Here is a 26,400-nt window from a genome sequence, read left to right as displayed (position 1 = left end):
CTACGCGGTGTGCCGAGCGGTGAACCCGACGAACTCCGCCCAGGCGTCCGGCGTAAGGCTCACCACCGGGCCCGCCTTGTCCTTCGAGTCTCGTACGTACATGGCTCCACTCCAAGCGGCCACCTCAACGCACTCCCCGCCGTCACCGGCGCTGTAACTGCTTCTGACCCAGACCTGGCCGGGTGCTGCCCCGCTCTTCTCTCTCCCAACAGCTGCTCGATCAACGAAAGCGACTCCTCCGGTGTGAGCGCCTGCGCTCGGCACCTCCCGTACGTGCTCACCCTGCCGATTCGCCCCGCATCGCGTTCGCTTCCGCGACCAACTCGCCGTACCGGAGGCCGGTCACGCCTCAGCCCACGTACAGCCGGGCTCCCGGTGGGGTACAGCCGGGGCCGGTCGGCGGATCACGCCTGTTCGAAGCTACGCACAGCCAGCGACCGTCTACCGCATGAAGCCGGCAACTCCCCCACAAAGGCGTACGCCGGACCCCGTGGCGGCGCCGCTCGAGTTCGCGATGCAGTTCACCTCGACCCCGCGCGGCGCGCGTCTGGCCCGCCGGCTGGTCTCGCACCGGCTGAACGAATGGGGCCACCCGTACACCTCGTCGGTGAACGAGACCGTCACGCTGATCACGGCGGAGCTGACCGCGAACGCGGTGCGGCACGGGCACGTACCCGGACGGGACTTCCACCTGCGGATCAGCGAGGCGGAGGGCGTGCTGCGGGTGGAGGTCGGGGACACGCGCGGGGAACGGCTGCCCGCACCCGGAACGCCGTGCCCGGAGGGCGAATCGGGGCGGGGCCTGCTGCGGGTGGAGGCGCTGACGGACGACTGGGGGGCCGCTCCCCGGCCCGGCGGTCCCGGCAAGGTCGTCTGGGCCGAGGTGCGGTTGCCGGGGACGGGCGGGGTGACGTGACGCCCGGCGGAGACGGGGCGTCGGCGCCGGGCGACGACGTCCGGGAAGCCCGGCACCGGCTCGCGCGACGCGTCGCGGCCGACGGCGGTCGCAGTACGCGACGACCGTTGCGCTCAGCTCACGGTGGGGCTGCGGCGCTCGACGAGGACGACGTCGCGCCACTTCCCGTGGTGGCGGCCGATGCGCTCGCGGGTGCCGACGACGCGGAACCCGGCCCGCTGGTGCAGGGCCAGGCTGGCAGTGTTCTCCGGGAAGATGCCGGACTGCACCGTCCAGATGCCCGCGGCGTCGGTGGAGGACAGCAGCGCGTCGAGGAGCGCCCGGCCCACCCCGCGGCTGCGGGCGTCGGGGTGGACGTAGACGGAGTGCTCGGCGACGCCGGCGTACGCGCACCGGTCGGAGACCGGCACCACGGCCGCCCAGCCCAGCACCCGGCCGCCCTCGTCCAGGGCGACCAGGCGGTGGTCGTCCAGCTTGGCGGTGTCGAACGCCTCCCAGGTCGGGGCGGCGGTCTCGAAGGTGGCGTTGCCCTCGTCGATGCCCAGCTGATAGATCGTCAGGACCTGCTCGGCGTGGGCCGGTCCCATCGGCGCGATGTGCACGCCGGTTGCGGTGGTCCTCACCCGCGGACCTTGATGCCGAGTTCGGCGAGCAGGCCGCGGATGCGCCGCTCGATCTCGTCGCGGATCGGCCGGACCGCGCCGACGCCCTGCCCGGCCGGGTCGTCCAGCTGCCAGTCCAGGTACCGCTTGCCGGGGAAGTACGGGCAGGCGTCGCCGCAGCCCATGGTGATCACCACGTCCGAGGACCGCACCGCCTCCGCGGTGAGGATTTTGGGGGTCTCGGCCGAGATGTCGATGCCGGCCTCCTTCATGGCCTCCACCACGGCCGGGTTCACGGCGTCGGCGGGTGCGGAACCGGCCGAGCGGACCTGGACGCGGTCGCCGCCGAGGTGGGTGAGGAAGGCGGCGGCCATCTGGGACCGGCCGGCGTTGTGCACGCAGACGAACAGCACGGAGGGAACGGCGGGGGTGCTCATCAGGTCAGGGCGCTTTCTTCGGCGGAGCGGGCGGGGGCGGCGGGCCGCTGCCCGCCGTGGGGGACGACGACCTGGTCCTCGGTCGCGGAGGCCGGGCGGCCGAAGCTGAGCGCGACCAGGCCCAGGCCCACGGCGGCGCCGACCAGTTGGGCGGCCAGGAAGGGTGCCACGGAGGCGGGGGCGATACCGGCGAAGGTGTCGGTGAACGCCCGACCGATCGTCACGGCCGGGTTGGCGAAGCTGGTGGAGGAGGTGAACCAGTACGCCGCCCCGATGTAGGAGGCGACCAGCGGCGGCGCCAACTGCGCGCGGCCGGCGCGGGCCAGACCGAAGACGAGCCAGATCAGCCCGGCGGTGGCCACGACCTCGCCCAGCCACAGGTGGCCGGCGAACCGGTCGTGGGTGGAGAAGTGCACCAGCGGCTTGCCGAACATGGCGTCGGCCAGCACCGCGCCGGCGATCGCCCCGGCGATCTGGGCGGGCACGTACACCGCGACGTCGCGCAGGGTGGGGGCATCGCCGGTCCGGCGGCCGTCGAACCAGGCGGCGAGGGTGACCGCCGGGTTGAAGTGCGCCCCGGACACCGGGCCGAGCAGGGCGATCAGCACGCCGAGGCCGAACACGGTGGCCAGGGAGTTGGCCAGCAGCTGCACCCCGACGTCGCGGGTCAGCTCGGTGGCCTGGATGCCGGAGCCGACCACCACCGCGACCAGCGCGGCCGTGCCCAGCCCCTCGACGACCGCCCGCCTCGCAAGTGGCACATACCCGCTCACGCGGGGGCCTGCACGGGCACGGCGGGGGTCTGGAGCAGGGCGGACAGCTTCGCCAGGGCTGCGGGGAGCACCCAGTAGTACACCCAGGTCCCGCGCCGCTCGGAGCCGACCAGCCCGGCCTCCCGGAGGACCTTCAGGTGGTGGGAGATGGTCGGCTGGGAGACGTCGAACGGGCCGACGAGGTCGCACACGCATGCCTCGCCGCCCTCGTGGGAGGCGATCAGCGACAGCAGCCGCAGCCGGACGGGGTCCGACAGCGCTTTGAACATCCGCGACAGCTCGGCCGCGGCCTCCTCACCCAGCGGCTCGCGGACCATCGGCGCACAGCACACCGCGTCGTCCTGCCCGAGCACTGACAGACCAGCTTGTTTCGACATGCCTCTATGTTGACAGTCGTCTAAGCGGGTGGCAACGTCACCTGTATCGACAGACGTCGAAACAAGCCGTTTCCGGATGGGAGACCGCCATGTCCCGCGTTCAGCTCGCCCTGCGCGTCGCCGACCTCGAAGCCTCGATCGCCTTCTACTCCAAGCTGTTGGGCGCCGAGCCCGCCAAGCGCCGCGAGGGCTACGCCAACTTCGCCGTCGCCGAGCCGCCGCTGAAGCTGGTCCTCATCGAGGGCGAGGCCGGCGAGGACACCCGCCTGGACCACCTCGGCGTCGAGGTCGCCTCCACCGAGGAGGTCACCGCGGCCACCTCCCGGCTCAAGGAGGCGGGCCTGGCGACCTTCGAGGAGAACGACACCTCCTGCTGCTACGCCCTCCAGGACAAGGTGTGGGTCACCGGCCCCGGCAAGGAGCCGTGGGAGGTCTATGTCGTCAAGGCCGACGCCGACACCCTCGGCAAGAGCGCCCGGACCACCCCCGAAGCCTGCTGCGGCAGCTGACCGACTCGGGCCGTCGCGGCCGGCCCATGCGCCGCTCGCGTCATCGTCGGCCATGCGCACCCCGTTGTTCGTCAGCACCCAGGTCCATATTTCCTGCGGGAAACTCACACCCAGCCGCGCCTCGGCATCGCTGATCATCTTCGGCGCCGCGGGTCCGCACAACGCGGCCGCGTTCTTCGGGGCGTTCTGCTCGAGCCACCTTGTGACCCGCCCCCGTGCCCTCCGCACATTCTCTGCCTCGCGGGACCGTGCTCCGCCCATGGGTGATCTCCAGTCGTCGGTGATCTTCTCGGTACTGCTTCGCGTACGGACAGCGTGATCGTTCGGTTCGGGCCGGGTGAGCACGAGTTCCGTTCGGAGGCGGTCGGTCAGGCCGGGATCGGCTGTTCCGGGAACACCGGGGTTCCGGCCGGGCCGAAGTCCCCCGCGGGCTGGGGCAGGTCACGCGGGCCGGGCGGCAGCGGGTCGTGGAGGACGTGTTCGGCGGGCGGCCCGGCATGGGTGAGAGCGCCCGTCACCGTCCGGGCCATCGCCGGTGGCCCGGCGGCTTCCAGCCGGCTCGCCGCCGACTTCGGCCAGCTCCAGAACCTCAAGTCCGGAAAGTACCTGCACCCTCTGAGCATCGCCAACGGCGCCAAGGTCGTTCAGCGGTCCTACGACGGGACCGGCATACAGGAGTGGACGTCAGTGCGCGACGGCAACTACTGCTCCTTCGAGAACTACGGAGCAGGACGGAATCTCGGAATTGACGGGGCCAGCACGGCAGTCGGCGCGGCGGCCATCATCGCGAACGGGTCCGGCGACACCAACCAGGACTGGGAGCGGATCACCTACAACGGCGGCGAATACTTCGCGTTCAAGAACCGCAAAAGCGGCCTGTGCCTCGGCGTCTCGGGCGCCAGTACCGCCGAGAACGCGCAGGTCGCCCAGTTCCGCTGCGACGGATCAGCCAACCAGGGCTGGTCATACGCGTGATCAAGTGGTCATCCGAAGCCTGGGCACCTCAGGTGCGAGCACCGCGAACGGCGCGCAGGCCGCCCAGTTCACCCGCGACGACTCGTCCAGCCAGTTCTGGGCACTCGACGACCGGTGATCGGGCGGTCACCGCAGACGCCGGCCGGCATCCCAGGTCGAGCGCGGTCCGCACTCCAGGGCAAGCCTGACCCTTTCAGCCGTCCACAGCCATGCCGTGGCGCCCCGGGCCTTTCCACCGTCCGGGGCGCCACGGCCTGCTACCGGGCAGGGGCTGGCGCACATGACGGACGGCCGCTCGTCATGACGGCTCGACGCGACGTGCCGGCTTCCGCCCCCACCTCTGGCCCGGCGCCTCGATGTAACGGTACGTCAGCACGCACAGCGGCAGCAGCACGGCACAGAAAGCCACCTCGAGCACAAGGCTGTCATGCGTTTTCCGGCCGATCGTGGCGTCGCTCACAGCCGGCAGAAGCGGATGCAGCATGTAGACCGAGAAACTGATCGTTCCCAGCCCGCTCACCAAGCGAGGCATTCGCCGACGGCGCAACGTCAGTCCGATTCCGAAGGTGAGTACGGCCAGCGAAAACGCCAAAAGCCAGGCGCGCCGTGTGAAATGGTTCCCGTCTCCGTACGAACAGGCGCTCACCACGGCGCAGGAAACCACGATGACGGCCGTGCAAGCCGCGTACCACCAGGTGTTCTGACCGTGCTCGGCCCGGTACACGACCGTGCCGAGGAACATCACCGCGAGGATCACCAGTCCCTCCCACATAGGGACCGTGCCGTTGAAAGCGACCAGGACGAGCGCCGGCACACCGCCCAACGCGCCCCCGAACACGCGAAGCGCGAGCAGGCCGGTGCTCGCACAACAGACGGCAATCACCATGGCGACCGCGGCAACGGCGACCAGCAGGCCGGTGCCGACCATGCCGGAGAGAGCGGAGATCGGCAGCGCGCTCCCCGCCGTCACGCTCACGGCGGCCAGGACGGCCAGGGCCAGGGCCACGGCGACCGGCGCCGACCGCCGGTGCAGGCGAACCGTAAAAAGCCCGACGACCGACAGATAGAAGGCCATCTCATACGAAAGCGTCCACAGAACGAGGAGCAGATTCGGGGTCCCAAGCAGCTCCTGGAGCAAGGTGACATGGGCGACAGCTGCAACGGCAACGCTCTCGCCGTCGAAATCGCGAATCTCCGCGAAGCCCAACGCGTTGACGGCAAGAAGCCCGACAACAACAGCCATCCACAGGGGATAGACGCGGAATATTCGCCCGATCCAGAATGTCCGGACGCACCCCCGACGCTCAAGCGAGGCGGGGATGGTGTAACCGCTCACGAGGAAGAACACCATGATGCCGTACCGGCTCGTGTTGAATTCCGGCATGAGTTCCCGCCGGAACTCCGCCATGAAAGAGTACGACGAGTGGTCGAACACCACGACGAGTGCCGCGATGCCGCGCAATGCGTCCAACCAGGCCAACCGCGACGGCTGGGCCGGTGCGCCGGGTGCAGGTAACCGTGGCAGCGTAGGGGGTAATCTCTCCGGCGTCGGGCGGACACGGTGTGTGTCTCCATACCCATCTCACGTGCAGTGCCTCGCCGATGTTCAACCTCGATCTCGAACAACACCGGGGACGAAGCCGGCGTTCCTCGCCGGATCCGTACCGCTGGATGCTCGTGGAGAGCTGATCGGAGCGGGGGATCCGGTGCGGCAGGCCGAGCAGGTGATCGCCAATCTGGCGGAGCAACTACGGGCAGTCGGGAGCGACTTCGCGTACGTGCTGTCGACCGACGTATACGTCGTCGCCAGTGAACCCGCCGTGCTCGGCGCCGTGTGGGAGGTGGTCGAGGCGTCCGGGCTCAGTGCGGGGCCGCACGCGTCGACGCTGCTCGGGGCCGCCTGCCTCGGGTACCCCGGACAGTTGGTGGAGATCACCGCGACGGCCGTCGTACCGGAGGAGGAAGAGGGGGAGAGCGTGTGAGCGCTGAGAGCGTCGTCGTCCTGCGCCGGGCCGCCGGCCCCGATGCCCGGGCCGCTGCCGACGTCTGGCTGCGTTCCTTCGCCGCCGCGCTGCCGACCGTCGTCCGGCCGCACTCCGACGACGCCGTGCGCGCCTGGTTCCGGGACGTGGTGGTGCCCCACCGCGAGACCTGGATCGCCGAGGCGGACGGCGCCGGCGGCGTCGTGGGCGTCATGGTGCTCGACGGTGAGGTGCTGTCGCAGCTGTATATCGACCCGGACCGGCGCGGGCGCGGCCTCGGCGACCGTTTCGTCGCGCTCGCCAAGGAACGCAGCCCGCGGGGCCTGTCCCTGTGGACCTTCCAGGTCAACAAGCCCGCCCACCGTTTCTACGAGCGGCACGGTTTCGTCCCCGTCGAGCACACCGACGGCAGCGGGAACGAGGAACGGGAACCGGACGTGCGGTACGTGTGGCGGCCGTGAGGTCGGTGGAGGTTGCCGAAGTCGAGGCTGCCTTGTACGAGGGTGCGGGGATGCCCTTGAGCAGGTGGGCGTCCCGAAGGATTACGCCCTCGTCGTTGCCCTCGCCGAGGAAGTGGCCGTCACCGATGTCGAGCATGCCGTGGTCGTACGGTTCGTTCTCCGGGTACAGGCCCGTCGGGGCGCCCTAACTGCCGTACGACGGCCCCGCCGGCAATCCCGCCGCCTGTGTTGCTGTGCGCAGGACGGCTCGCAGCATGTCGGGGGTGAGTTTGCCGGTGAAGGTGTTGCGTTGGCTCACGTGGTAGCAGCCGAAGAGGGTGATGCCGTCGAGGGGGACCTGGGTGGCGTGGGCGAAGGGTGGGCGGGGGCGGGGGACCTTCCAGCCTGCTTCCGCGAAGGCGGGGAGGGCTGCCTGCCAGCCGAAGGCGCCGAGGATGACGGCCGCACGGAGGGTGGGGCGCAGGAGGGTCAGTTCCTGGACGAGCCAGGGGCGGCAGGTGTCGCGTTCGGTGGGGGTGGGTTTGTTGGCGGGTGGGGCGCAGTGGACGGGGGACGTGACGCGTACTCCGTACAGTCGCAGGTTGTCGTCGGCGGAGACCGAGGTGGGTTGGGAGGCCAGGCCCACGTCGTACAGGGCCTCGTAGAGGACGTCTCCGGAGCGGTCGCCCGTGAACATGCGGCCGGTGCGGTTGCCGCCGTGGGCCGCCGGGGCCAGGCCGATGATCAGCAGGCGGGCGTCCGGGGGGCCGAAGCCCGGTACCGGGCGGCCCCAGTACGTCTGGTCGGCGAACGCGGCCCGCTTGGTGTGGGCCACCTCCTCCCGCCAGGCGACCAGCCGCGGGCAGGCCCGGCAGCCGGTGATCCGCTCGTCGAGGGCGGTGAGGCTGCTGGGGTGGTCCATGCGTCCACGGTAATTTCCCGGGAGCCGATGGGGTGATGCGGCTATGGTCGGACGCATGGCTACCCAGAACGACCAGGGCGTGGACCCGAAGATCGCCGCCGCCGTCGCCGCCGCCGAGGCCGCCGGTCCGGCCGCCGGTGAGAACGTGCGGATCGACAGCTGGATCTGGGCCGTCCGTCTGGTCAAGACCCGTTCCATCGGCGCGACCGCCTGCCGGGGCGGGCACGTCCGGGTGAACGGGGAGCGGGTGAAGCCGGCCCACTCCGTGCGCATCGGGGACGAGGTGCGGCTGCGGCACGAGGGCCGTGAGCGGATCGTCGTCGTCAAGCGGCTGATCCGCAAGCGCGTGGGCGCCCCCGTCGCCGCCCAGTGCTACATCGACAACTCCCCGCCGCCCCCGCCCCGCGAGGCCGTCGCCCCCATCGGCATCCGCGACCGCGGCACCGGCCGCCCCACCAAGCGCGACCGGCGCGAACTCGAGCGCTTGCGGGATCCGGGCGCCGGCCCACGGGGGCGATGACGCCGCCCGTGCCTCACGCCTGCCGCCGCACCAGTCGCAGCAGCTCCGCGTTGTACCCCCGCCGCGCCCACGCGATCATCGCGAGCGGCACGATCAGGATGAGCGGGGTCGCCGCGTACTGACCGTCGAAGACGGTGAGCTGCACGACGAACGCCCCCACCATCAGCGCGCTCAGCCCCACCGCCGCCACCGACTGCAGCACGGGGATCAGCAGTCCCACGGCCCCGGCCAGCTCCAGCACCCCGATGCTGTACATCCCCGCACTCCCCCACCCGAGCTTGTCGAACGACTCGGCCGCCGACGGATGCGCGATCAGCTTGGGCAGCGCGCTGGCGAACGCGTAGAACAGCGCGAGCACCACCTGTACGGTGCGCAGCGCGACCCGGGCGGCACGGCGGCCACGAGCGGGCACTGCCCCGGCGGTAACGGACATGGGAGCCTCCTCCAAAAAGCGGTTCGCTGAGCTTTCGCAGAGGTAGACCGGGCCGCGTCCTCGGACTCATCGCTGCCGCTGCTGCTTTTGTGAAGGTCTCGCGCGCGGAGTACGTTGCGAAGAGGAGTGGTGATCGGCCATGCGTACGGGTAGTGAACCCACCACCGCGCGCAGTGCTCTGCGGGCGCGGTTCTGGCTGAGTGTGTGGGGGCTGGCCTGGGCGAGCTTCGGCACGGTGGTGTTCGTGCTGGTGGGGCAGCCCGGGTGGGCGGCGGCCTGTGGGGTGTTGTGGTTGGTGATCGCCGTTGATCTGGCGGTGATCGTGCGGCACATACGGCAGGGGCCGCACTACCAGCCCGGGCGGGACGTGCCGCCGTACTGGCCGCCGGAGAACAGGCGTCGGTAGGCGCCGGCCGGTGTCAGGTGTCGAAGCGGGCCCTCTGCAGGTACTCCGGGTTCGGGTCCAGTGCCGCCGCCAGCCGGAAGTGGCGCCTGGCCAGGTCGGGGCGGCTCTGCCGTTCGTAGGTGCGGGCGAGCGCGAAGTGCGCGTAGGCGTTGTCCGGCTCACGCTCCAGCACGATCGTGAACTCCAGCTCGGCCGACCGCAGCTGTGCGGCGGCGAAGAAGGCGCGGGCGCGCAGCAGCCGGGCCGCCGTGTTCTCCGGGTGCGCGGCTATCACCCCGTCGAGCAGCTTCACCGCGCCCCGCGGGTCCCGCGCGGCCAGCAGCTGCTCGGCGGCACGGTAGTCGATGACATGTGTCTCGGGAGTTTGTTCGGGCACGGCTGAATCCTTCCCTTGCCGGGGATCTTCAATGCCTCGGCCCGGCGGTTGTATTTCCGCGCTCCTACTTCCGCCGAGGCGTGTGCGCTCTGCGGGTCAGGTCCGTCCAGACCTCCCGTACCCGCTCCTCCAGCCGTTCCAGCGGTACGTCGTTGTCGATCACGATGTCCGCGATCTCCAGGCGCTTCTCGCGCGTCGCCTGCGCGGCCATGCGCGCGCGTGCGTCCTCCTCGGTCATGCCGCGCAGTCGTACGAGGCGGTCGAGCTGGGTCTCCGGGCTCGCGTCGACCACGATGACCACGTCGTACAGAGGGGCCAGGCCGTTCTCCGCCAGCAGCGGCACGTCGTGGACCACTACCGCGTCCTCGGCCGCGGCCTCCTCCAGTTCGCGGGAGCGGGTGCCCACCAAGGGGTGCACGATCGAGTTCAGGACGGCCAGCTTCTCCGGGTCGGCGAAGACGATCGCGCCCAGCCGGGGGCGGTCCAGGCTTCCGTCCTCGGCCAGGACGTCCCGGCCGAAGGCCTCCACCACCGCCTCGAGTCCGGGCGTGCCCGGAGCGACCACCTCGCGCGCGATGCGGTCGGCGTCGATCAGCACGGCCCCGCACTCCACGAGGAGCCGCGACACCTCGCTCTTACCGGCTCCGATACCCCCGGTCAGGCCCACGGACAGCATGACCGGAAGCGTATCGGATCAGTTGTCGCCCTCCCGCTCCGCCAGGAAGCGTTCGAACTCGCGGCCGATCTCGTCCGCCGACGGGATGTCGACCGGCTCGGCGAGCATGTTGCCCCGGGTCTGCGCGCCGGCCGCCGCGTCGTACTGGTGCTCGAGGCCCTGGACGAGGGACGTCAGCTCCTCGTCGCCCTCGCGGATCTGGCGGTCGATCTCGGTCTGCGTGAGGTGGGCGTCGTTGCGCAGGGAGTGGGCCACGGTCGGCAGGACCAGGCCGGTGGCCGAGGTGATGGCCTCCAGGACCGTCAGCGCCGCGTCCGGGTACGGGGAGCGCGCGATGTAGTGCGGCACGTGCGCGGCCACGCCCAGCACGTCGTGTCCGGCCTGCATCAGGCGGTACTCCAGCAGCGCCTCCGCGCTGCCCGGCACCTGCGCCTCCTCGAAGGGGCTGCGGTGGCCCGGTACGAGGTCGCTGCGGTTGCCGTGCGGGGTCAGACCCACCGGGCGCGTGTGCGGGACGCCCATGGGGATGCCGTGGAAGTTCACCGACAGGCGTACGCCCAGCCGCTCCACCATCTGCCGTACGGCCGCCACGAAGCGCTCCCACTCCACGTCGGGCTCCGGCCCGGACAGCAGCAGGAACGGCGCGCCCGTCGTGTCCTGGACCAGGCGCAGTTCGATGGCGGGCACCTCGTACCCGGTCCAGCGGTCGCGCTGGAACGTCAGCAGCGGGCGGCGGGCCCGGTAGTCCACGAGCCGGTCGTGGTCGAACCGCGCCACGACCTGGTGGGGCAGCGAGTCCAGCAGCCGCTCGACGATCTGGTCGCCGATCTGGCCCGCGTCGATGTATCCGTCGAAGTGGTAAAGCATGACAAGACCGGCCGACTCCTGGGCCAGCGCCATGTCGACGACTGCCAGACCCTTCGGCTCCCATGCGTACAAACCCTGCGGATCAAGCACTGTGTGATCGCCCCTCCTCGTGTCCGTAGGTTTACAACGAGGAACGGGGCCCCGGCATTCCCGGATCTTCCAGGGGCGCGGGGAACCGCGCGACCAGCCACAACGAAACCGGCACTTGGCAGACAGCCGATACCACCCGGACAAGCCCGAGGGGCCGCACCTTTTCAGGTGCGGCCCCTCGAAGCCATCGGCTAAGCCCAGCGGCTGGCGATCAGCTCTGGCCTCCGGCCAGCTTCTCGCGCAGCGCGGCCAGCGCCTCGTCCGAAGCCAGCGCGCCGGAGCTGTCGCCGCCCTCGGAGGAGTACGAACCGCCGGACGCGGCCGGAGCGGCGGCCTCGCCACCCTCGGCAGCGGCCTGGGCGTCCGCCTCGCGGGACTTGACGACCTGCGCCTGGTGCTGCTCGAAGCGGGACTGCGCCTCGGCGTACTGGCGCTCCCACTCCTCGCGCTGCTTCTCGTAGCCCGGCAGCCAGTCGTTGGTCTCCGGGTCGAAGCCCTCGGGGTAGATGTAGTTGCCCTGGTCGTCGTAGGACGCGGCCATGCCGTACAGGGTCGGGTCGAACTCGACCGCCATCGGGTCGGCGCCGAAGGACTCGTTGGCCTGCTTGAGGGACAGCGAGATCCGGCGACGCTCCAGGTCGATGTCGATGACCTTGACGAAGATCTCGTCGTTGACCTGGACGACCTGCTCCGGGATCTCCACGTGGCGCTCGGCCAGCTCGGAGATGTGGACCAGACCCTCGATGCCCTCGTCCACGCGGACGAACGCACCGAACGGAACCAGCTTCGTGACCTTGCCGGGCACGACCTGGCCGATCTGGTGGGTGCGGGCGAACTGCTGCCACGGGTCTTCCTGGGTCGCCTTCAGCGACAGGGAGACGCGCTCGCGGTCCATGTCGACGTCGAGGACCTCGACGGTGACCTCCTGGCCCACCTCGACGACCTCGGACGGGTGGTCGATGTGCTTCCAGGACAGCTCGGAGACGTGGACCAGACCGTCGACGCCACCCAGGTCCACGAAGGCACCGAAGTTGACGATCGAGGAGACCACACCGGAGCGGACCTGACCCTTCTGCAGGGTCGTGAGGAACGTCTGGCGGACCTCGGACTGGGTCTGCTCCAGCCAGGCACGGCGGGAGAGGACCACGTTGTTGCGGTTCTTGTCCAGCTCGATGATCTTTGCCTCGAGCTCCTTGCCGACGTACGGCTGGAGGTCGCGGACACGGCGCATCTCGACGAGGGAGGCCGGCAGGAAGCCGCGGAGGCCGATGTCGAGGATGAGACCACCCTTGACGACCTCGATGACGGTACCGGTGACGATGCCGTCCTCTTCCTTGATCTTCTCGATGGTGCCCCAGGCACGCTCGTACTGGGCGCGCTTCTTCGAGAGGATCAGGCGGCCTTCCTTGTCCTCCTTCTGGAGGACAAGGGCCTCGATCTCGTCGCCGACGGCAACGACCTCGTTCGGGTCGACATCGTGCTTGATCGAGAGCTCGCGGCTCGGGATGACACCTTCGGTCTTGTAACCGATGTCGAGCAGGACCTCGTCCCGGTCGACCTTCACGATGACGCCGTCGACGATGTCGCCGTCGTTGAAGTACTTGATCGTCTCGTCGATCGCTGCGAGGAATGCTTCCTCGTTACCGATGTCGTTGACCGCTACCTGCGGGGTGGTGGCGGTGGTCTCGGTGCTGCTCGTCATGTGGGAAAGGGCTCCGGTACGGACATTGAAGTCGTAGGTACTGCGTTACGCCGGGAGCCCGTTTCGCTCTGTAGAAGCCGGACAGCCAAGGAAGCGCCACCCAGGACCACTGTGGCGCCTCGACAACCGAGGGGACATACAACAGATGCGAGCGCAGCCTGCTCCGTCTGAGGTGCGCAGGCCCGCAGCGCAACTTGTAGCATACGGGGGCAGCCGGACAGGGTCAATGCGCGAAGCCGCCCACCCGGGGCGGATCCCCCCATTCCCGGCAGAAAACCCGTCTTGGCGTCCTGCGTGGCCACGCGGCCCGACGGAAGAGTACGACGAGGGAGCCGATCATCCAAGTGTCCGAATCCTCCCAGGCGGTTGACGCGTTCGAACCGGAGGCCACCCGGCGTGAGGCAGGTGTCACGGAGAGCGCCCGGGCCAACCGGGGCTGGTGGGACCGCAACGCGGACGAGTACCAGATCGAACACGGCACGTTCCTCGGCGACGACCGCTTCGTGTGGGGCCCGGAGGGCCTGGACGAGGCGGAGGCGGAGCTGCTCGGCGATCCGGGCGAGCTGAAGGGCAAGGACGTCCTGGAGATCGGCGCCGGCGCGGCGCAGTGCTCGCGCTGGCTGGCCGGGCGGGGAGCGCGCCCGGTCGCCCTGGACCTGTCCCACCGCCAGCTCCAGCACGCGCTGCGGATCGGCGGAACGTTCCCCCTGGTGTGCGCGGACGCGGTCGCGCTGCCCTTCGCGGACGGCTCCTTCGACCTGGCCTGCTCGGCGTACGGGGCGCTGCCGTTCGTCGCCGACCCGCGCGCGGTGCTGCGGGAGGTGCGACGGGTGCTGCGGCCGGGTGGGCGGTTCGTGTTCTCGGTGACGCACCCGATCCGCTGGGCGTTCCCGGACGAGCCCGGTCCGGAGGGGCTGTCGGTGGCCGCGTCCTACTTCGACCGTACGCCGTACGTGGAGCAGGACGAGGACGGCCGCGCGGTGTACGTCGAGCACCACCGGACCATCGGCGACCGGGTGCGGGACGTGGTGGCCTCCGGTTTCCGCCTGGTGGACCTGGTCGAGCCGGAGTGGCCGGCCTGGAACACCTCCGAGTGGGGCGGCTGGTCGCCGCTGCGCGGGAACCTGATCCCGGGAACGGCGATCTTCGTCTGCGTACGGGACTGACCGCGTGATCCGTCACCAGGAGCTGGACGCGTTGCCGGTGCGCGGGGCGCTGCCCGGCCTTCACGACGCGCTGGACGGTCACGGGACCGCCGTTCTGGTGGCGCCGCCCGGTACCGGCAAGACCACGCTGGTGCCGCTCGCGCTGGCCGGACTGCTGGGCGAGGGTCCGGCGCGGCGCGTCGTCGTGGCCGAGCCGCGGCGGATCGCGGCGCGGGCGGCGGCCCGGCGGATGGCGTGGCTGCTGGGCGAGAAGGTCGGCGGGAGCGTCGGCTTCACCGTGCGCGGGGAGCGGGTCGTCGGGCCGCACGCGCGCGTGGAGGTCGTGACGACCGGCGTGCTGCTGCAGCGGCTGCAGCGGGACCAGGAGCTTGCCGGTGTGGACGTGGTGGTGCTCGACGAGTGCCACGAGCGGCATCTGGACGCGGACACGGCGGCGGCGTTCCTGTGGGACGTACGGGAGACGCTGCGGCCGGAGCTGCGGCTGGTGGCCGCCTCGGCGACCACGGACGCGGAGGGGTGGGCGCGGCTGCTGGGCGGGGCGCCGGTGGTGGAGGCGCACGGCGTGTCGCATCCGGTGGAGGTGGTGTGGGCACCGCCCGCGCGGGCGGTACGGCCGCCGCACGGGATGCGGGTGGACCCGGCGCTGCTCGCACACGTGGCGTCGGTGGTGCGGCGGGCGCTCGCCGAGCGGGACGGGGACGTGCTGTGCTTCCTGCCGGGGGTGGGCGAGATCGGGCGGGTCGCCGGCCGGCTGGGCGAGCCGGCCGGCGCGGACGTGCTTCAGGTGCACGGGCGGGCGCCGGCGGACGTGCAGGAGGCGGTGCTGTCGCCGGGGCGGCGGCGCCGGGTGGTGCTCGCCACGTCCGTGGCCGAGTCGTCGCTGACGGTGCCCGGAGTGCGGGTGGTCGTCGACTCGGGGCTCGCGCGGGAGCCGCGGGTGGACCACGCGCGCGGGTTGAGCGCGCTGACGACGGTACGGGCCTCGCGGGCGTCCGGGCGGCAGCGGGCGGGGCGTGCCGGGCGTGAAGCGCCGGGGGCGGTGTACCGGTGCTGGGCGGAGGCCGAGGACGCCCGTCTGCCGGCCTTTCCGGCACCGGAGATCAAGGTGGCCGACCTGACGGCGTTCGCCCTCCAGGCGGCCTGCTGGGGCGACCCCGACGCCTCCGGGCTGGCGTTGCTGGACCCGCCGCCGGGTGGGGCGATGGCGGCGGCGCGGGAGGTTCTGGGGGCCGTGGGGGCGGTGGACTCCGCGGGGCGGGCCACGGAACGGGGGCGGTCGCTGGCACGGCTGGGGGTGCATCCGCGGTTGGGGCGGGCGTTGCTCGACGCCTCCGGCCGCGTGGCTGCGGAGATCGTCGCTCTGTTGAGCGAGGAGGTGCCGCGGGAGTACGGAGACGACCTTGCCGCGGCTCTGCGGGGTGTGCGGCGTGGGGGTGACGCGTATGTGTCGCGGTGGCGTGCGGAGGTGCGGCGGCTGCGGGCCGTCGTGGGAGAGGTTTTCCACCCGCCCACCCGTCTCGCTCGTTCACAGGTGGACGCCGAGGCAGGACCAGGCGCCCCGGGCGGGAAGGCCACAGGACTCCGGGCTGACGCCGGAGCAAGGGACGCGAGCGAGTCGGGGGCTGCCGCGGGTGCGCGGACCGCCGGAGTTGTTGCCGCCCTGGCGTTTCCGGAGCGGGTGGCCAGGCTTGATGGCGGGTCTTATCTCATGGTGTCCGGAACGCGGGCCGAGCTGCCGGAGGCGTCTCCTCTGCAAGGGGCGCCCTGGATCGCCGTTGCCGTGGCCGACCGGCCGGTCGGCAGGAGGCACGCGCGCGTGCGGCTTGCCGCGGCCGTCGACGAGGACGTGGCCCGCCTCGCGGCCGGGACGCTGTACGAGGAGCGGGACGAGGTGCGCTGGGCGGACGGGGACGTCGTCGCCCGACGGGTGGAGCGGCTGGGCGCCGTGGAGCTGTCGGCACGACCGCTGACCGATGCCGACCCCGCCCTCGTACGGGAGGCGCTGCTCGCGGGCCTGCGGCAGGAAGGCCTCTGCTTGCTGCGTCGGACACCGGCGTCCGCCGTACTGCGCCTCCGGCTGGCCTTCCTGCACCACCACATCGGGGACCCCTGGCCCGACGTGTCCGACGACGCGCTCCACGCGCGTGTGGACGAATGGCTCGAACCGGAACTCAGCCGCGCCCGGCGCCGCGCCGACCTCGCCCGCATCGACGCCGGCCAGGCACTGGCCCGACTGCTCCCCTGGTCCACCGGCGACGCGACCCGCCTGGACGAGCTGGCCCCGGAGCGGATCACCGTCCCCAGCGGCTCCCGGATCCGGCTGGACTACTCGAACCCCGAGCAGCCCGTACTGTCCGTGAAGCTCCAGGAAATGTTCGGTCTGACCGAAACGCCCACCGCGGCCGGCGTGCCCGTCCTCGTCCACCTGCTCTCCCCGGCCGGCCGCCCCGCCGCCGTCACGACCGACCTCGCCTCCTTCTGGAAGGGCGGCTACCGGGACGTACGAGCGGAACTGCGCGGGCGGTACCCCCGGCATCCCTGGCCCGAGGACCCCGCGAGCGCCCAGCCGACCCGGCACACCAACGCCCGGCTCGGACGCTGACTACGAGGATGCCGACGGGCTCGGTGACGGGTCCGTCGGCTCCACCTTCAGCTCCACCGTCAGCGTCGCGCCGCCGGTGGTGGTGATGCGGAGCAGGAACGTGCCGGTGGTGTCGTCCGCGTACAGCTTCGGGAGTTTCAGGAGGCCCTTGGCGTCCGTCCGGAGGTCCTTCAGGGTGCGGACGGGGTTGCCGTCGGCGTCCTTGAAGTGGGGGCCCTTGTCGTTCTCGGTGAGGTCGTCGTCCGACCTGATCAGGGTGGCGGTGGCCGCGACCTTGTCCGCGGCGGCGCCCTTGTAGGTGGCCTCGACCTCCACCTGGTCGGCGAACTCGCCGCCCGGCGTGCAGGTCAGCGGGGTGTCGGAGGTACGGGTGAGGGCGTCGGCGGCGCGCTCGGTGACGGTGGCCGTGTAGCCGACGCCGGGGGCCATGCGGCCGGCCACCGCCGCGCGGACGGTGAAGTCGCCCGTCTTCTCACCCGCCCGGAGCGCGGGCGCCACCGCCACGCCCGAGGAGTCCGTGGTCACTGTGGCGACCTTCTCGCCGCCGGTGAAGGTGGCGTCGGTGTCGCCGGTGATCGTGAACCGGATCCGGACCTTGCCGACCGGCTTGCCGTCCTTCGTCTCGGCACGCGTGCTGATCTTCTCGGAGAACGCGTCACCGGCCATGGCGGAGAGCTTGCCCGTGCCCGCGTCCTCGAGGTGGTGCACGGTGTCCGTGGCCGTGGGCGGCGGGGTGGGCTTGCCCGGGGTCGGCTCCTCCGGGGTGGACGGCGGGGTCGGCTTGGACGGCGGCGACGGCTTGGAGGGCGGCGACGGCTTCGGGCCCGGGCTCGTCGTACCGCCGCCGCCCGGCTTGGCCGGCTTGCCGGGTGCGGGGCTCGACGTGCGCGGGGACGGACCGGTGCCCGCGCCGGCCGTCTCGTCGCTGCGCCGGGACGGCAGCGGGCCCGTGCCGTCCGGCACCGAGTGGGTGCCCTTGCGGTAGTACTCCAGCCAGGACAGGACGGTGTTCAGATAGGCCTGCGAGTCGTTGTAGCTGAGGATCGCGCGCCTGAGGTCGGCGTCGGTGGACAGGTCCCAGCCGAAGCGGCACAGGTAGTGGCCGGCGGCGAGGGCGGCGTCGTAGACGTTGTTGGGGTCCTTCTTGCCGTCGCCGTTGCCGTCGCGGCCCGCCCAGGCCCAGGTGGACGGGATGAACTGCATGGGGCCGACCGCACGGTCGTACACGCTGTCGCCGTCGTAGGCTCCGCGGTCGGTGTCGCTGATGTGGGCGAAGCCGTTGCCGTCGAGAGGGGGGCCGGTGATCCGGGAGAGAGTGGTGCCGTTCGCGTCGACGTTGCCGCCGCTCGCGTGGCCGGACTCGACCTTGCCGATGGCGGCGAGCAGTTGCCAGGGCAGGTTGCAGCCGGGCTTGGCTGCGTGCAGCTCCTCCGCGGCCCTCTTGTAGGCGTCGAGGACGGTCGCGGGTATGCGGGCCTCGGCCGGCCCCTGGACGACGGGGGTGCCGTCGGTGGGGGTGCCGGTGGTGGGCGCCGGGCTGGGGCTGTTGAGGGGCGGCAGTTCCGTGTAGTACGGCGAGTTGCCGGTCGCGGCGCCGTCGGTGTTCGCCTCCGGCCCGGAGGGCGTCGCCTCGGCGGCGGACTGTCTGCCGTGGTCGTCGACCGTGGCCCCGGGAGCCTGGGAGGCGGAGAGAGCCGCGACCACCGCTGCGGCCACGGCCGTGGTCGCCGCTCCCTTGCGCAGCCTGCTGCCGAAATGCGCCGCCATACAGTGAACCCCTCCCGTGGACGCCCCGACGTCCGTCTGTGCAGGTGACCCTACGACAACTTCTTTTCCCTCGGCACCTGTTCATGCCCGGTTTTCACCGGTTGGGCACGAGGTGTTAAACGAAGACCGCGTTGGCGTGTACCCCATACTGGGACGTCAACAGCCGTTCGAAGGAGCTCCGTTGCCGTTCACACTCAGCCATGCGGCGGCCGTACTGCCCGCCGTGCGCGGCGACGGGACGGGGCGGGGCCGGCTGGTGCCGGCGGTGCTCGTGGCGGGCTCCTTCGCGCCCGACATGACCTATTACGCGGCAAGTGCCGTGTCCGGCGCGATGGAGTTCGGTGCGGTCACCCACTCCCTCCCCGGGGTGTTCACGCTCGACGTGCTCATCGCCTGGGCACTGGTGGGACTGTGGCTGCTGCTGCGCGAACCGCTGGTGGCCCTGCTGCCACGCCCGCTTCAGGGACGTACGGCGGCACTGGTGCGGTGCGGGGTCCCACGCGCGCGCGTGGAGGCGTCCTCGGTGCCGTGGTGGTACGTCTCCGCCGCGCTGGGCGCGCTGACGCATGTGGTCTGGGACGCGTTCACCCACCTCGACCGGTGGGGGATGCGGCAGTTTCCGGTGCTCGGGCAGCAGGTGGCGGGCATGCCGGTCTACACGTACCTGCAGTACGGCAGCTCGGCGGTGGCGGCGGTCGTGATCGCCGCCTTCCTGGTCCACGCGCTGCGGCGGGCGCCGGCGGGTGAGCCCGCGGGGGTGCCCGTGCTGTCGGTACGGGACCGGTGGTGGGCCTGGGCCGTGATCATCGGCTGCGCGGCGGCCGGGGCCGTGCAGCGGCTCGCCAGGGCCTGGTCCTTCCTGCGGGAGGCCGGGGCCGGGGTCGGGGTCGGAGCCAGGGTGCGGGACGTGGTACCGACGCTGTGCTTCGGTGCGGGCGCGGGGCTGGTGGCGGGGCTGTTCGTGTACGCCGCCGCGGTCAGGGCGTGGCGTCCGGCTCGGGGCCCTGCCGGTGACCCCGGTCCTGACAGGGGCGGTGCGGAGGCGGGCCTTCGGAGCGGTCGCTGACGGGGGCGGGAGCCGCGGTGGCGACGAAGACGGTGACGTGCTGCGCAGGGCCCGGCCGGTGCAGGCGGGCGAGGAGGAGCGCGAGGTAGCCGCGGGCGACGTCGGCCCACAGGCACCAGGGGGGTGTCTCTCCGAGGGCGGGCTCGCCGGGCGTCAGCCGGCGGCGGAGGTCCCGCGCGGCGCGGCGCAGGGTCGTCGGCAGGTCGGTGGGGACGCGGGCGGTGCTCGCGTCGGCCGCGAAGGGCGGCACCGATGGCGGCGGCTCGGCGGGGACCTCGCCGATGTCCGCCCGGATCACCACCGGCCGGTGGTTGAGCATACGTATACCCATGCCCGCATCCTGGCGGGCATGGGTGACGACTGCGTTTCTGCGGGGGCCACGTGAGTGACGGGCGTGGCGGGCGTCCTCGGCGGTGCGGGACCGGCCGGGGCCCGTCCGGTGGATCAGGCCCTGGCCGGCTTCAGGTCGCGGGGCCGTGTCGGGCCCGGGCGAGCGGCGCTGGTGCGTGGAGTCGGCAGGCGGAGGAGGGGGCCGACGCGGAGCGATGGCGGTCCCCCTGCTCGAAGAGCTGGGGGGTGGGGCCGACCCTCACGATCCGGTGGGGGCCGGCCTCCGCGATCCCGTCATCCGCCGGACGGGCTCAGTGCGCCGCCGACTCCCAGTCCGGGCCCACGCCCACCGAGACGTCCAGGGGGGCCCTGAGCCGGACCGCGCCGGACATCTCGCGGCGGACGATCTCCTCGGCGGCCGCGCGCTCGCCGGGGGCGATCTCCAGGACGATTTCGTCGTGGACCTGCAGCAGCATCCGGGAGGCGAGACCGGCCTCGCGCAGGGCGCTGTCCACGCGCAGCATGGCGATCTTGACGATGTCCGCCGCCGTGCCCTGGATCGGCGCGTTGAGGGCCATCCGCTCGGCCATCTCGCGGCGCTGGCGGTTGTCACTGTTGAGGTCGGGCAGATAGCGGCGGCGGCCGAAGAGGGTTTCGGTGTAGCCGGTCGCCCGTGCCTCGTCGACCACGCGGCGCAGGTAGTCCCGTACGCCGCCGAAGCGCTCGAAGTAGGCGTCCATCAGGGCGCGGGCCTCGGCCGCCTCGATGTTCAGCTGCTGGGAGAGGCCGAAGGCCGACAGCCCGTACGCCAGGCCGTACGACATCGCCTTGATCTTGCGGCGCATCTCCGCGTCCACGGCCGAGCGGTCGACGCCGAAGACCTGCGAGGCGGCCGTGGTGTGCAGGTCCTCGCCGGAGGTGAACGCCTCGATCAGGCCCGCGTCCTGAGACAGGTGGGCCATCACGCGCAGCTCGATCTGGCTGTAGTCGGCGGTCATCAGCGACTCGAAGCCCTCGCCGACGACGAAGCCGCGACGGATGGCCCGGCCCTCGTCGGTGCGGACGGGGATGTTCTGCAGGTTGGGGTCGGTGGAGGACAGGCGGCCGGTGGCGGCCACCGTCTGGTTGAAGGTCGTGTGGATACGGCCGTCCGCCGCGATGGTCTTGATCAGGCCCTCGACGGTGACGCGGAGCTTGGCCTGCTCGCGGTGGCGGAGCATGATCACCGGCAGCTCGTTGTCCGTCCGGGTGGCGAGCCAGGCCAGGGCGTCGGCGTCGGTGGTGTAGCCCGTCTTGGTCCTCTTGGTCTTCGGCAGGGCGAGCTCGCCGAAGAGGACCTCCTGGAGCTGCTTGGGCGAGCCGAGGTTGAACTCGTGGCCGGCCGCCGCGTGCGCCTCCTTCACGGCCTGCTGCACCGCGCCGGCGAACGTCTGCTCCATCGCTTCGAGGTGGGCGCGGTCGGCGGCGATGCCGTGCCGCTCCATGCGGGCGAGCAGCGCGGAGGTGGGCAGCTCCATGTCGCGCAGCAGCTCTGCAGCGCCGACCTCCCGCAGGCGGCCCTCGAAGGCCTCGCCCAGGTCGAGGATGGCGCGGGCCTGGATCATCAGGGCCTCGGCCTCGGCGCCCTCGTCCGCGCCGAAGGCGAGCTGGCCGTCGGCCTGGGCGGCGGGGGCGAGCTCGCGGTGCAGGTACTCCAGGGACAGCGCGTCCAGGTCGAAGGAGCGGCGGCCCGGCTTGACCAGGTAGGCGGCGAGCGCGGTGTCCATGGCGACGCCCTCGACGCGCCAGCCGTGCTCGGCGAAGACCCGCATCGCGCCCTTGGCGTCGTGGAAGACCTTGGGCCGGCCGGCGTCGGCCAGCCAGCTCGCGAACGCGCCCTCGTCGGCCTCGTCCAGCTGGGTCGGGTCGAACCAGGCGGCGGCTCCCCCGGACGCGGCGAGCGCGACCTCGGCGACGGAGCCCGCGCCCAGCGCCCAGGCATGGACGGTGGCGACACCGAGGGTCTGCGTGCCGTGCTCGGCGAGCCAGGGCGCCAGCTCGCCGGTGCCGAGCACGGTGCCGTCCAGCTCCACGCCGTCCGCGGCGATCGGGGTGGCCTCGGCCTCCTCGGCACCCGGGTCGACGGCGAAGAGGCGCTCGCGCAGGGAGGGGTTGCGGATCTCCAGGGTGTCCAGGACCGCCGCGACGGCCTTGCGGTCGTACGGCGTGCGCGCGAGGTCGGTGACCGCCTTGGGCAGCCCGACGTTCCGCTCCAGCTCGGTGAGGCGGCGGTTGAGCTCGACGGACTCCAGGTGGTCGCGCAGGTTCTGCCCGGCCTTGCCCTTGACCTCGTCGACGCGCTCGACGAGCTGGGCGAGGGAGCCGAACTGGTTGATCCACTTCGTGGCCGTCTTCTCGCCCACGCCGGGGATGCCGGGCAGGTTGTCGGAGGGGTCGCCGCGCAGGGCGGCGAAGTCCGGGTACTGGGCGGGCGTCAGCCCGTACTTCTCGGCGACCTTCTCCGGGGTGAACCGGGTCAGCTCGGAGACGCCCTTCGTGGGATACAGCACCGTGGTGTGCTCGCTGACCAGCTGGAAGGAGTCCCGGTCGCCGGTGACGATCAGTACCTCGAAGCCCTCGGCCTCGGCCTGGGTGGCGAGGGTGGCGATCACGTCGTCCGCCTCGTACCCCTCGACGGCGAAGCGGGCGGCGTGCATCGCGTCGAGCAGCTCGCAGATCAGCTCGACCTGGCCCTTGAACTCGTCCGGCGTCTTGGAACGGTTCGCCTTGTACTCGGTGAATTCCTCCGAGCGCCACGTCTTGCGGGACACGTCGAACGCCACCGCGAAGTGCGTGGGTGCCTCGTCACGCAACGTGTTGGCCAGCATCGACGCGAAGCCGTAGATCGCGTTCGTCGGCTGTCCCGTCGCGGTCGTGAAGTTCTCCGCGGGCAGCGCGAAGAACGCGCGGTAGGCCAGCGAGTGCCCGTCCATGAGCATCAGCCGCGGGCGGCTGCCGCCGGGGGTGCTGTCGGTCTTCTTCGATGCTGTATCTGCCACGTCCCCGATCCTGCCACGGACCACTGACAGCCGGACCCAGCCCCTTCGGAGCGGGGTCTTGCCCACCCACCCGCCCGTCTCGGTGGGGGAAGAGGCCCCGTCCCCGGGGCTCCGCCCCAGACCCCGTTCGGGGCTGCGCCCCGTGCTTTGCCCACCCGGTCCACCCGTCTCGGTGGGGAGAGAGGTCCCGCCCCGGGGCTCCACCCCGGACCCCGGCGGGGGCTTCGCCCCCTGCACCCCAATTTCCCAACCTCCCACCCCTCTCGGTGGGGAGAGGAGTCCCGCCCCGGGGCTCCACCCCGGACCCCGGCGGGGGCTTCGCCCCCTGCACCCCCGGCAGGGTGGCCCCATCCGTCTCGGTCCTCCCGCCGGGTCAGTCGGTGAAGCCCTGGGCGCTCAGTGCCTTCTCGATGCGGGCGCGGTGGTTCTCCTCCCAGGCGTCGAGGGGCTCCTCGGCCTCCTTGGCCAGCTTCGCCCGCGCGGCGGCGAGGATCTCGTCCCGGCGGGCGGCGGGGGTGACGACGACGCCCTCCTCGTCGGCGACCACGATGTCGCCGGGGTGCACGAGAACGCCGCCGACGCGGGCGGGCTCACCGAGCGAGCCGAGCTTCTTCTTGGTGCCGGGTATCGGGATGACGCCGCGCGCGAAGACCGGGAAGCCGGCCTCGCGCACCTCGCCGAGGTCGCGGACGACGCCGTCGACCACGAAGGCCGCGATGCCCCGGCGCTGGGCGACGGCACACACGTTGCCGCCGGCCAGCGCGTAGTCCACGTCGCCCGACTCCACGACGACGACCGCGCCCGGCTCGGCGCGGTGGATCGCAGCGTGCAGCATCAGGTTGTCACCGGGCTCGCACCGCACCGTGTACGCGGGGCCGGCCACGCGCGGCGAGTCCCACAGCGGGCGGATGCCGATGTCCATGACCTGCTCACGGCCCAGCAGGTCGGCGAGGGTGGTGGGGGGAACGTCCTTGAACGGGTTGCCCATCGTTTCCTTCCGTTCCGGTCGGCGAGTCGCCGATGATCGCATGCTCCGGTCCCGAAGTCCGCTTGTACGGTCCGGGGCATTGTCAGTGGGGCGTGGCAGGATCGGGGGCGGTCTTCAGTCCGCGTGGTCGAAGGGGAGCGTGCGATGGTGGCGAAGGCGCCGAAGGGGGATCCGGTTCAGGACGCGCCGGAGGTCGTCGAGCCGGAGCATGCGGCGGCGGGGTTGCCGGCCATCGGGCACACGTTGCGGGTGGCGCAGCGCCAGATGGGCGTGCGGCGCACCGCGTTGACGTTGCTGCGGGTCAATCAGAAGGACGGGTTCGACTGCCCGGGATGCGCGTGGCCGGAGCCGGAGCGGCGGCACACGGCGGAGTTCTGCGAGAACGGGGCGAAGGCGGTCGCCGAGGAGGCCACCCTGCGCCGGGTCACCCCGGAGTTCTTCGCCGCGCACCCCGTGTCCGAGCTGGCGGAGAAGAGTGGCTACTGGCTGGGACAGCAGGGGCGGCTCACGCATCCGATGCACCTGCCCGAGGGCGCCGATCACTACGAACCGGTGAGCTGGGAGCGGGCCTTCGACATCGTCGCCGAGGAGATCTCCGCCCTCGGCTCCCCCGACGAGGCCCTCTTCTACACCTCCGGCCGCACCAGCAACGAGGCCGCGTTCCTCTACCAGCTCTTCGCCCGCGAGCTCGGCACCAACAACCTGCCCGACTGTTCCAACCTGTGCCACGAGTCCTCCGGTTCGGCCCTGTCGGAGACGCTCGGCGTCGGCAAGGGCAGCGTCCTGCTGGAGGACCTGTACAAGGCCGACCTGATCATCGTGGCCGGGCAGAACCCGGGCACCAACCACCCGCGCATGCTCTCCGCCCTGGAGAAGGCCAAGGCCGGCGGCGCGAGGATCATCAGTGTCAATCCGCTGCCCGAGGCCGGTCTGGAGCGGTTCAAGAACCCTCAGACCCCGCAGGGCATGCTCAAGGGCGCCGCGCTCACCGACCTGTTCCTGCAGATCCGCATCGGCGGCGACCAGGCCCTCTTCCGCCTCCTCAACAAGCTGGTCGTCGAGACCGAGGGCGCGGTCGACGAGGAGTTCGTCCGTCAGCACACCCACGGGTACGAGGAGTTCGCGGCCGCCGCCCGTGCCGCCGACTGGGACGAGACGCTCGCCGCGACCGGTCTGGCCCGCGAGCGGATCGAGGAGGCGCTGCGCATGGTGCTCGCCTCCCGACGCACCATCGTGTGCTGGGCGATGGGTCTGACCCAGCACAAGCACTCCGTGCCGACCATCCGCGAGATCGTCAACTTCCTGCTGCTGCGCGGCAACATCGGCCGGCCGGGCGCGGGCGTGTGCCCGGTGCGCGGCCACTCCAACGTGCAGGGCGACCGCACCATGGGCATCTTCGAGCGGCCCGCCCCCGCCTTCCTGGACTCCCTGGAGAAGGAGTTCGGCTTCGCTCCGCCGCGCGCGCACGGCTACGACGTCGTCCGGGCCATCCGCGCCCTGCGCGACGGCGAGGCGAAGGTGTTCTTCGCCATGGGCGGCAACTTCGTGGCCGCCTCCCCCGACACCGACGTCACCGAGGCGGCCATGCGCCGCGCCCGGCTGACCGTGCACGTGTCGACCAAGCTCAACCGCTCGCACGTCGTCACGGGCGCGCGTGCCCTGATCCTGCCGACGCTGGGCCGCACCGAGCGCGATCTGCAGGCCGGCGGCGAGCAGTTCGTCACCGTCGAGGACTCCATGGGCATGGTGCACGCCTCCCGTGGCCGGCTCCAGCCGGCGAGCGTCCACCTGAAGTCCGAGCCCGCCATCGTGTGCCGGCTGGCCCGCCGGGTGCTGGGCGAGGACAGCGTGGTGCCGTGGGAGGAGTTCGAGCGGGACTACGCCACGATCCGCGACCGCATCGCCCGCGTGATCCCCGGCTTCGAGGACTTCAACGCGCGCGTGGCCCGCCCCGGGGGCTTCGCGCTCCCGCACGCCCCGCGCGACGAGCGCCGCTTCCCCACGGCCACCGGCAAGGCCAACTTCACCGCCGCGCCCGTGGAGTACCCCGAGGTGCCCGAGGGCCGGCTGCTGCTGCAGACGCTGCGCTCGCACGACCAGTACAACACCACCATCTACGGCCTGGACGACCGCTACCGCGGGATCAGGAACGGCCGGCGGGTGGTGCTGGTCAACCCCGAGGACGCGCGGGCGCTGGGCGTCGCCGACGGGTCGTACGTGGACCTGGTCGGCGAGTGGAAGGACGGCGTGGAGCGGCGGGCGCCCGGCTTCCGGGTCGTGCACTATCCGACCGCGCGCGGGTGCGCGGCTGCGTACTACCCGGAGACCAACGTCCTGGTGCCGCTGGACGCCACCGCGGACACCAGCAACACCCCGGCCAGCAAGTCCGTCGTGGTGCGTCTGGAACAATCGGCGACCGACTGAGCGTTCGCTCAGTAAG

General features: G+C 71.8%; 27 protein-coding genes and 1 pseudogene. 11 read left to right on the top strand and 17 right to left on the bottom strand.

Annotated elements, in window-relative coordinates:
• On the bottom strand, positions 1–264 hold the full coding sequence (locus tag ACX25U_RS27325; protein ID WP_454383835.1) for a DUF397 domain-containing protein: 264 nt from the start codon (positions 262–264) through the stop codon (positions 1–3).
• 226 nt (positions 265–490) lie between these two features.
• Here ACX25U_RS27325 and ACX25U_RS27320 point away from each other — a divergent pair, with 226 nt between their 5' ends.
• A complete protein-coding gene (locus ACX25U_RS27320) occupies positions 491–916 on the top strand; it encodes an ATP-binding protein (RefSeq protein WP_454383834.1) in 426 nt (141 codons plus the stop codon).
• 113 nt (positions 917–1,029) lie between these two features.
• Here the strand turns inward: ACX25U_RS27320 and ACX25U_RS27315 are convergent, their stop codons facing one another.
• From ACX25U_RS27315 to ACX25U_RS27300, 4 genes are read right to left on the bottom strand one after another with little or no spacing between them, the layout of a single operon-like run.
• Complete coding sequence (locus ACX25U_RS27315; RefSeq protein ID WP_454394535.1) at positions 1,030–1,503, bottom strand: N-acetyltransferase family protein; 474 nt, start codon at positions 1,501–1,503, stop codon at positions 1,030–1,032.
• 32 nt (positions 1,504–1,535) lie between these two features.
• Entirely contained in the window at positions 1,536–1,955 is a 420-nt protein-coding gene (locus ACX25U_RS27310) for an arsenate reductase ArsC (protein ID WP_454383833.1), read from the bottom strand.
• Positions 1,955–2,728 (bottom strand): aquaporin, encoded by a 774-nt coding sequence (locus ACX25U_RS27305; RefSeq protein WP_454383832.1) that lies wholly within the window; start codon positions 2,726–2,728, stop codon positions 1,955–1,957. Before ACX25U_RS27305 ends, ACX25U_RS27310 begins: the two co-directional genes overlap by 1 nt.
• Entirely contained in the window at positions 2,725–3,105 is a 381-nt protein-coding gene (locus ACX25U_RS27300; protein WP_454383831.1) for an ArsR/SmtB family transcription factor, read from the bottom strand. The genes ACX25U_RS27305 and ACX25U_RS27300 overlap by 4 nt, the downstream gene beginning before the upstream one ends.
• A gap of 89 nt (positions 3,106–3,194) precedes the next feature.
• Here ACX25U_RS27300 and ACX25U_RS27295 point away from each other — a divergent pair, with 89 nt between their 5' ends.
• Both ACX25U_RS27295 and ACX25U_RS27290 read left to right on the top strand, forming a co-directional pair.
• Complete coding sequence (locus ACX25U_RS27295; RefSeq protein WP_454383830.1) at positions 3,195–3,614, top strand: ArsI/CadI family heavy metal resistance metalloenzyme; 420 nt, start codon at positions 3,195–3,197, stop codon at positions 3,612–3,614.
• A gap of 501 nt (positions 3,615–4,115) precedes the next feature.
• Positions 4,116–4,589: an RICIN domain-containing protein gene (locus tag ACX25U_RS27290; RefSeq protein WP_454383829.1), complete on the top strand. Its 474-nt coding sequence runs from the start codon at positions 4,116–4,118 to the stop codon at positions 4,587–4,589.
• A 298-nt stretch (positions 4,590–4,887) separates the two neighbouring features.
• Here ACX25U_RS27290 and ACX25U_RS27285 read toward each other — a convergent pair whose 3' ends face one another.
• Complete coding sequence (locus ACX25U_RS27285) at positions 4,888–6,069, bottom strand: acyltransferase family protein (RefSeq protein WP_454383828.1); 1,182 nt, start codon at positions 6,067–6,069, stop codon at positions 4,888–4,890.
• On the opposite strand from ACX25U_RS27285, the gene ACX25U_RS27280 reads away from it, so the two are divergent.
• Both ACX25U_RS27280 and ACX25U_RS27275 read left to right on the top strand, forming a co-directional pair.
• Positions 6,041–6,571, top strand: a complete 531-nt coding sequence (locus ACX25U_RS27280; RefSeq protein ID WP_454383827.1) for a RidA family protein — start codon at positions 6,041–6,043, stop codon at positions 6,569–6,571. The genes ACX25U_RS27285 and ACX25U_RS27280 overlap by 29 nt on opposite strands.
• Positions 6,568–7,032 carry an N-acetyltransferase family protein gene (locus ACX25U_RS27275; protein ID WP_454383826.1) on the top strand — a complete coding sequence of 155 codons (465 nt, stop codon included), beginning with the start codon at positions 6,568–6,570 and terminating at the stop codon, positions 7,030–7,032. Before ACX25U_RS27280 ends, ACX25U_RS27275 begins: the two co-directional genes overlap by 4 nt.
• 8 nt (positions 7,033–7,040) lie before the next feature.
• Here ACX25U_RS27275 and ACX25U_RS27270 read toward each other — a convergent pair.
• Positions 7,041–7,156: pseudogene (locus ACX25U_RS27270) on the bottom strand (prolyl aminopeptidase); the annotation flags it as partial.
• 60 nt (positions 7,157–7,216) lie between these two features.
• Complete coding sequence (locus tag ACX25U_RS27265; protein WP_454383825.1) at positions 7,217–7,933, bottom strand: uracil-DNA glycosylase; 717 nt, start codon at positions 7,931–7,933, stop codon at positions 7,217–7,219.
• 55 nt (positions 7,934–7,988) lie between these two features.
• Between ACX25U_RS27265 and ACX25U_RS27260 the strand changes: the two genes are divergently transcribed.
• Complete coding sequence (locus tag ACX25U_RS27260; protein WP_454383824.1) at positions 7,989–8,453, top strand: RNA-binding S4 domain-containing protein; 465 nt, start codon at positions 7,989–7,991, stop codon at positions 8,451–8,453.
• A gap of 13 nt (positions 8,454–8,466) precedes the next feature.
• On the opposite strand, the gene ACX25U_RS27255 is transcribed toward ACX25U_RS27260, so the two are convergent.
• Positions 8,467–8,886, bottom strand: a complete 420-nt coding sequence (locus ACX25U_RS27255; RefSeq protein WP_454383823.1) for a DoxX family protein — start codon at positions 8,884–8,886, stop codon at positions 8,467–8,469.
• 139 nt (positions 8,887–9,025) lie between these two features.
• On the opposite strand from ACX25U_RS27255, the gene ACX25U_RS27250 reads away from it, so the two are divergent.
• Entirely contained in the window at positions 9,026–9,292 is a 267-nt protein-coding gene (locus ACX25U_RS27250; protein WP_454383822.1) for a DUF6343 family protein, read from the top strand.
• A gap of 13 nt (positions 9,293–9,305) precedes the next feature.
• Here ACX25U_RS27250 and ACX25U_RS27245 read toward each other — a convergent pair whose 3' ends face one another.
• From ACX25U_RS27245 to rpsA, 4 genes are all read right to left on the bottom strand, one after another.
• The gene (locus ACX25U_RS27245) at positions 9,306–9,668 is read right to left on the bottom strand and encodes a tetratricopeptide repeat protein (protein WP_454383821.1); all 363 of its coding nucleotides are present in this window, start codon (positions 9,666–9,668) and stop codon (positions 9,306–9,308) included.
• Between the two features lie 64 nt (positions 9,669–9,732).
• The gene (gene coaE, locus ACX25U_RS27240) at positions 9,733–10,344 is read right to left on the bottom strand and encodes a dephospho-CoA kinase (RefSeq protein ID WP_454383820.1); all 612 of its coding nucleotides are present in this window, start codon (positions 10,342–10,344) and stop codon (positions 9,733–9,735) included.
• Positions 10,345–10,362: 18 nt separating this feature from the next.
• Positions 10,363–11,301, bottom strand: a complete 939-nt coding sequence (locus tag ACX25U_RS27235; protein WP_454383819.1) for a PAC2 family protein — start codon at positions 11,299–11,301, stop codon at positions 10,363–10,365.
• A gap of 211 nt (positions 11,302–11,512) precedes the next feature.
• Positions 11,513–13,003: a 30S ribosomal protein S1 gene (gene rpsA / locus ACX25U_RS27230; protein ID WP_454383818.1), complete on the bottom strand. Its 1,491-nt coding sequence runs from the start codon at positions 13,001–13,003 to the stop codon at positions 11,513–11,515.
• 344 nt (positions 13,004–13,347) lie between these two features.
• On the opposite strand from rpsA, the gene ACX25U_RS27225 reads away from it, so the two are divergent.
• Positions 13,348–14,169 (top strand): class I SAM-dependent methyltransferase, encoded by an 822-nt coding sequence (locus tag ACX25U_RS27225; RefSeq protein ID WP_454383817.1) that lies wholly within the window; start codon positions 13,348–13,350, stop codon positions 14,167–14,169.
• A gap of 4 nt (positions 14,170–14,173) precedes the next feature.
• On the top strand, positions 14,174–16,771 hold the full coding sequence (locus ACX25U_RS27220) for an ATP-dependent RNA helicase (RefSeq protein ID WP_454383816.1): 2,598 nt from the start codon (positions 14,174–14,176) through the stop codon (positions 16,769–16,771).
• Here ACX25U_RS27220 and ACX25U_RS27215 read toward each other — a convergent pair whose 3' ends face one another.
• Positions 16,772–18,538 carry a lytic transglycosylase domain-containing protein gene (locus tag ACX25U_RS27215; RefSeq protein ID WP_454383815.1) on the bottom strand — a complete coding sequence of 589 codons (1,767 nt, stop codon included), beginning with the start codon at positions 18,536–18,538 and terminating at the stop codon, positions 16,772–16,774.
• Positions 18,539–18,719: 181 nt separating this feature from the next.
• Here ACX25U_RS27215 and ACX25U_RS27210 point away from each other — a divergent pair, with 181 nt between their 5' ends.
• Positions 18,720–19,604, top strand: coding sequence for a DUF4184 family protein (locus ACX25U_RS27210; RefSeq protein WP_454383814.1), 885 nt, complete (start codon positions 18,720–18,722; stop codon positions 19,602–19,604).
• Here the strand turns inward: ACX25U_RS27210 and ACX25U_RS27205 are convergent.
• The 3 genes from ACX25U_RS27205 to ACX25U_RS27195 form a co-directional block, all read right to left on the bottom strand.
• Complete coding sequence (locus ACX25U_RS27205) at positions 19,516–19,935, bottom strand: hypothetical protein (protein ID WP_454383813.1); 420 nt, start codon at positions 19,933–19,935, stop codon at positions 19,516–19,518. The two genes, ACX25U_RS27210 and ACX25U_RS27205, sit on opposite strands and share 89 nt — an antisense overlap.
• A gap of 310 nt (positions 19,936–20,245) precedes the next feature.
• Entirely contained in the window at positions 20,246–22,972 is a 2,727-nt protein-coding gene (gene polA / locus ACX25U_RS27200) for a DNA polymerase I (protein ID WP_454383812.1), read from the bottom strand.
• Between the two features lie 373 nt (positions 22,973–23,345).
• Positions 23,346–23,960 carry an RraA family protein gene (locus tag ACX25U_RS27195; protein WP_454383811.1) on the bottom strand — a complete coding sequence of 205 codons (615 nt, stop codon included), beginning with the start codon at positions 23,958–23,960 and terminating at the stop codon, positions 23,346–23,348.
• Positions 23,961–24,104: 144 nt separating this feature from the next.
• Here ACX25U_RS27195 and ACX25U_RS27190 point away from each other — a divergent pair, with 144 nt between their 5' ends.
• Entirely contained in the window at positions 24,105–26,384 is a 2,280-nt protein-coding gene (locus ACX25U_RS27190) for an FdhF/YdeP family oxidoreductase (protein WP_454383810.1), read from the top strand.
• Positions 26,385–26,400: the final 16 nt, after the last annotated feature.

The sequence above is a fragment of the Streptomyces sp. JNUCC 63 genome (assembly GCF_054366325.1).
The sequence above is the reverse complement of the archived record's forward strand: the minus strand, read 5'-3'. Positions and strand labels throughout refer to the sequence as shown.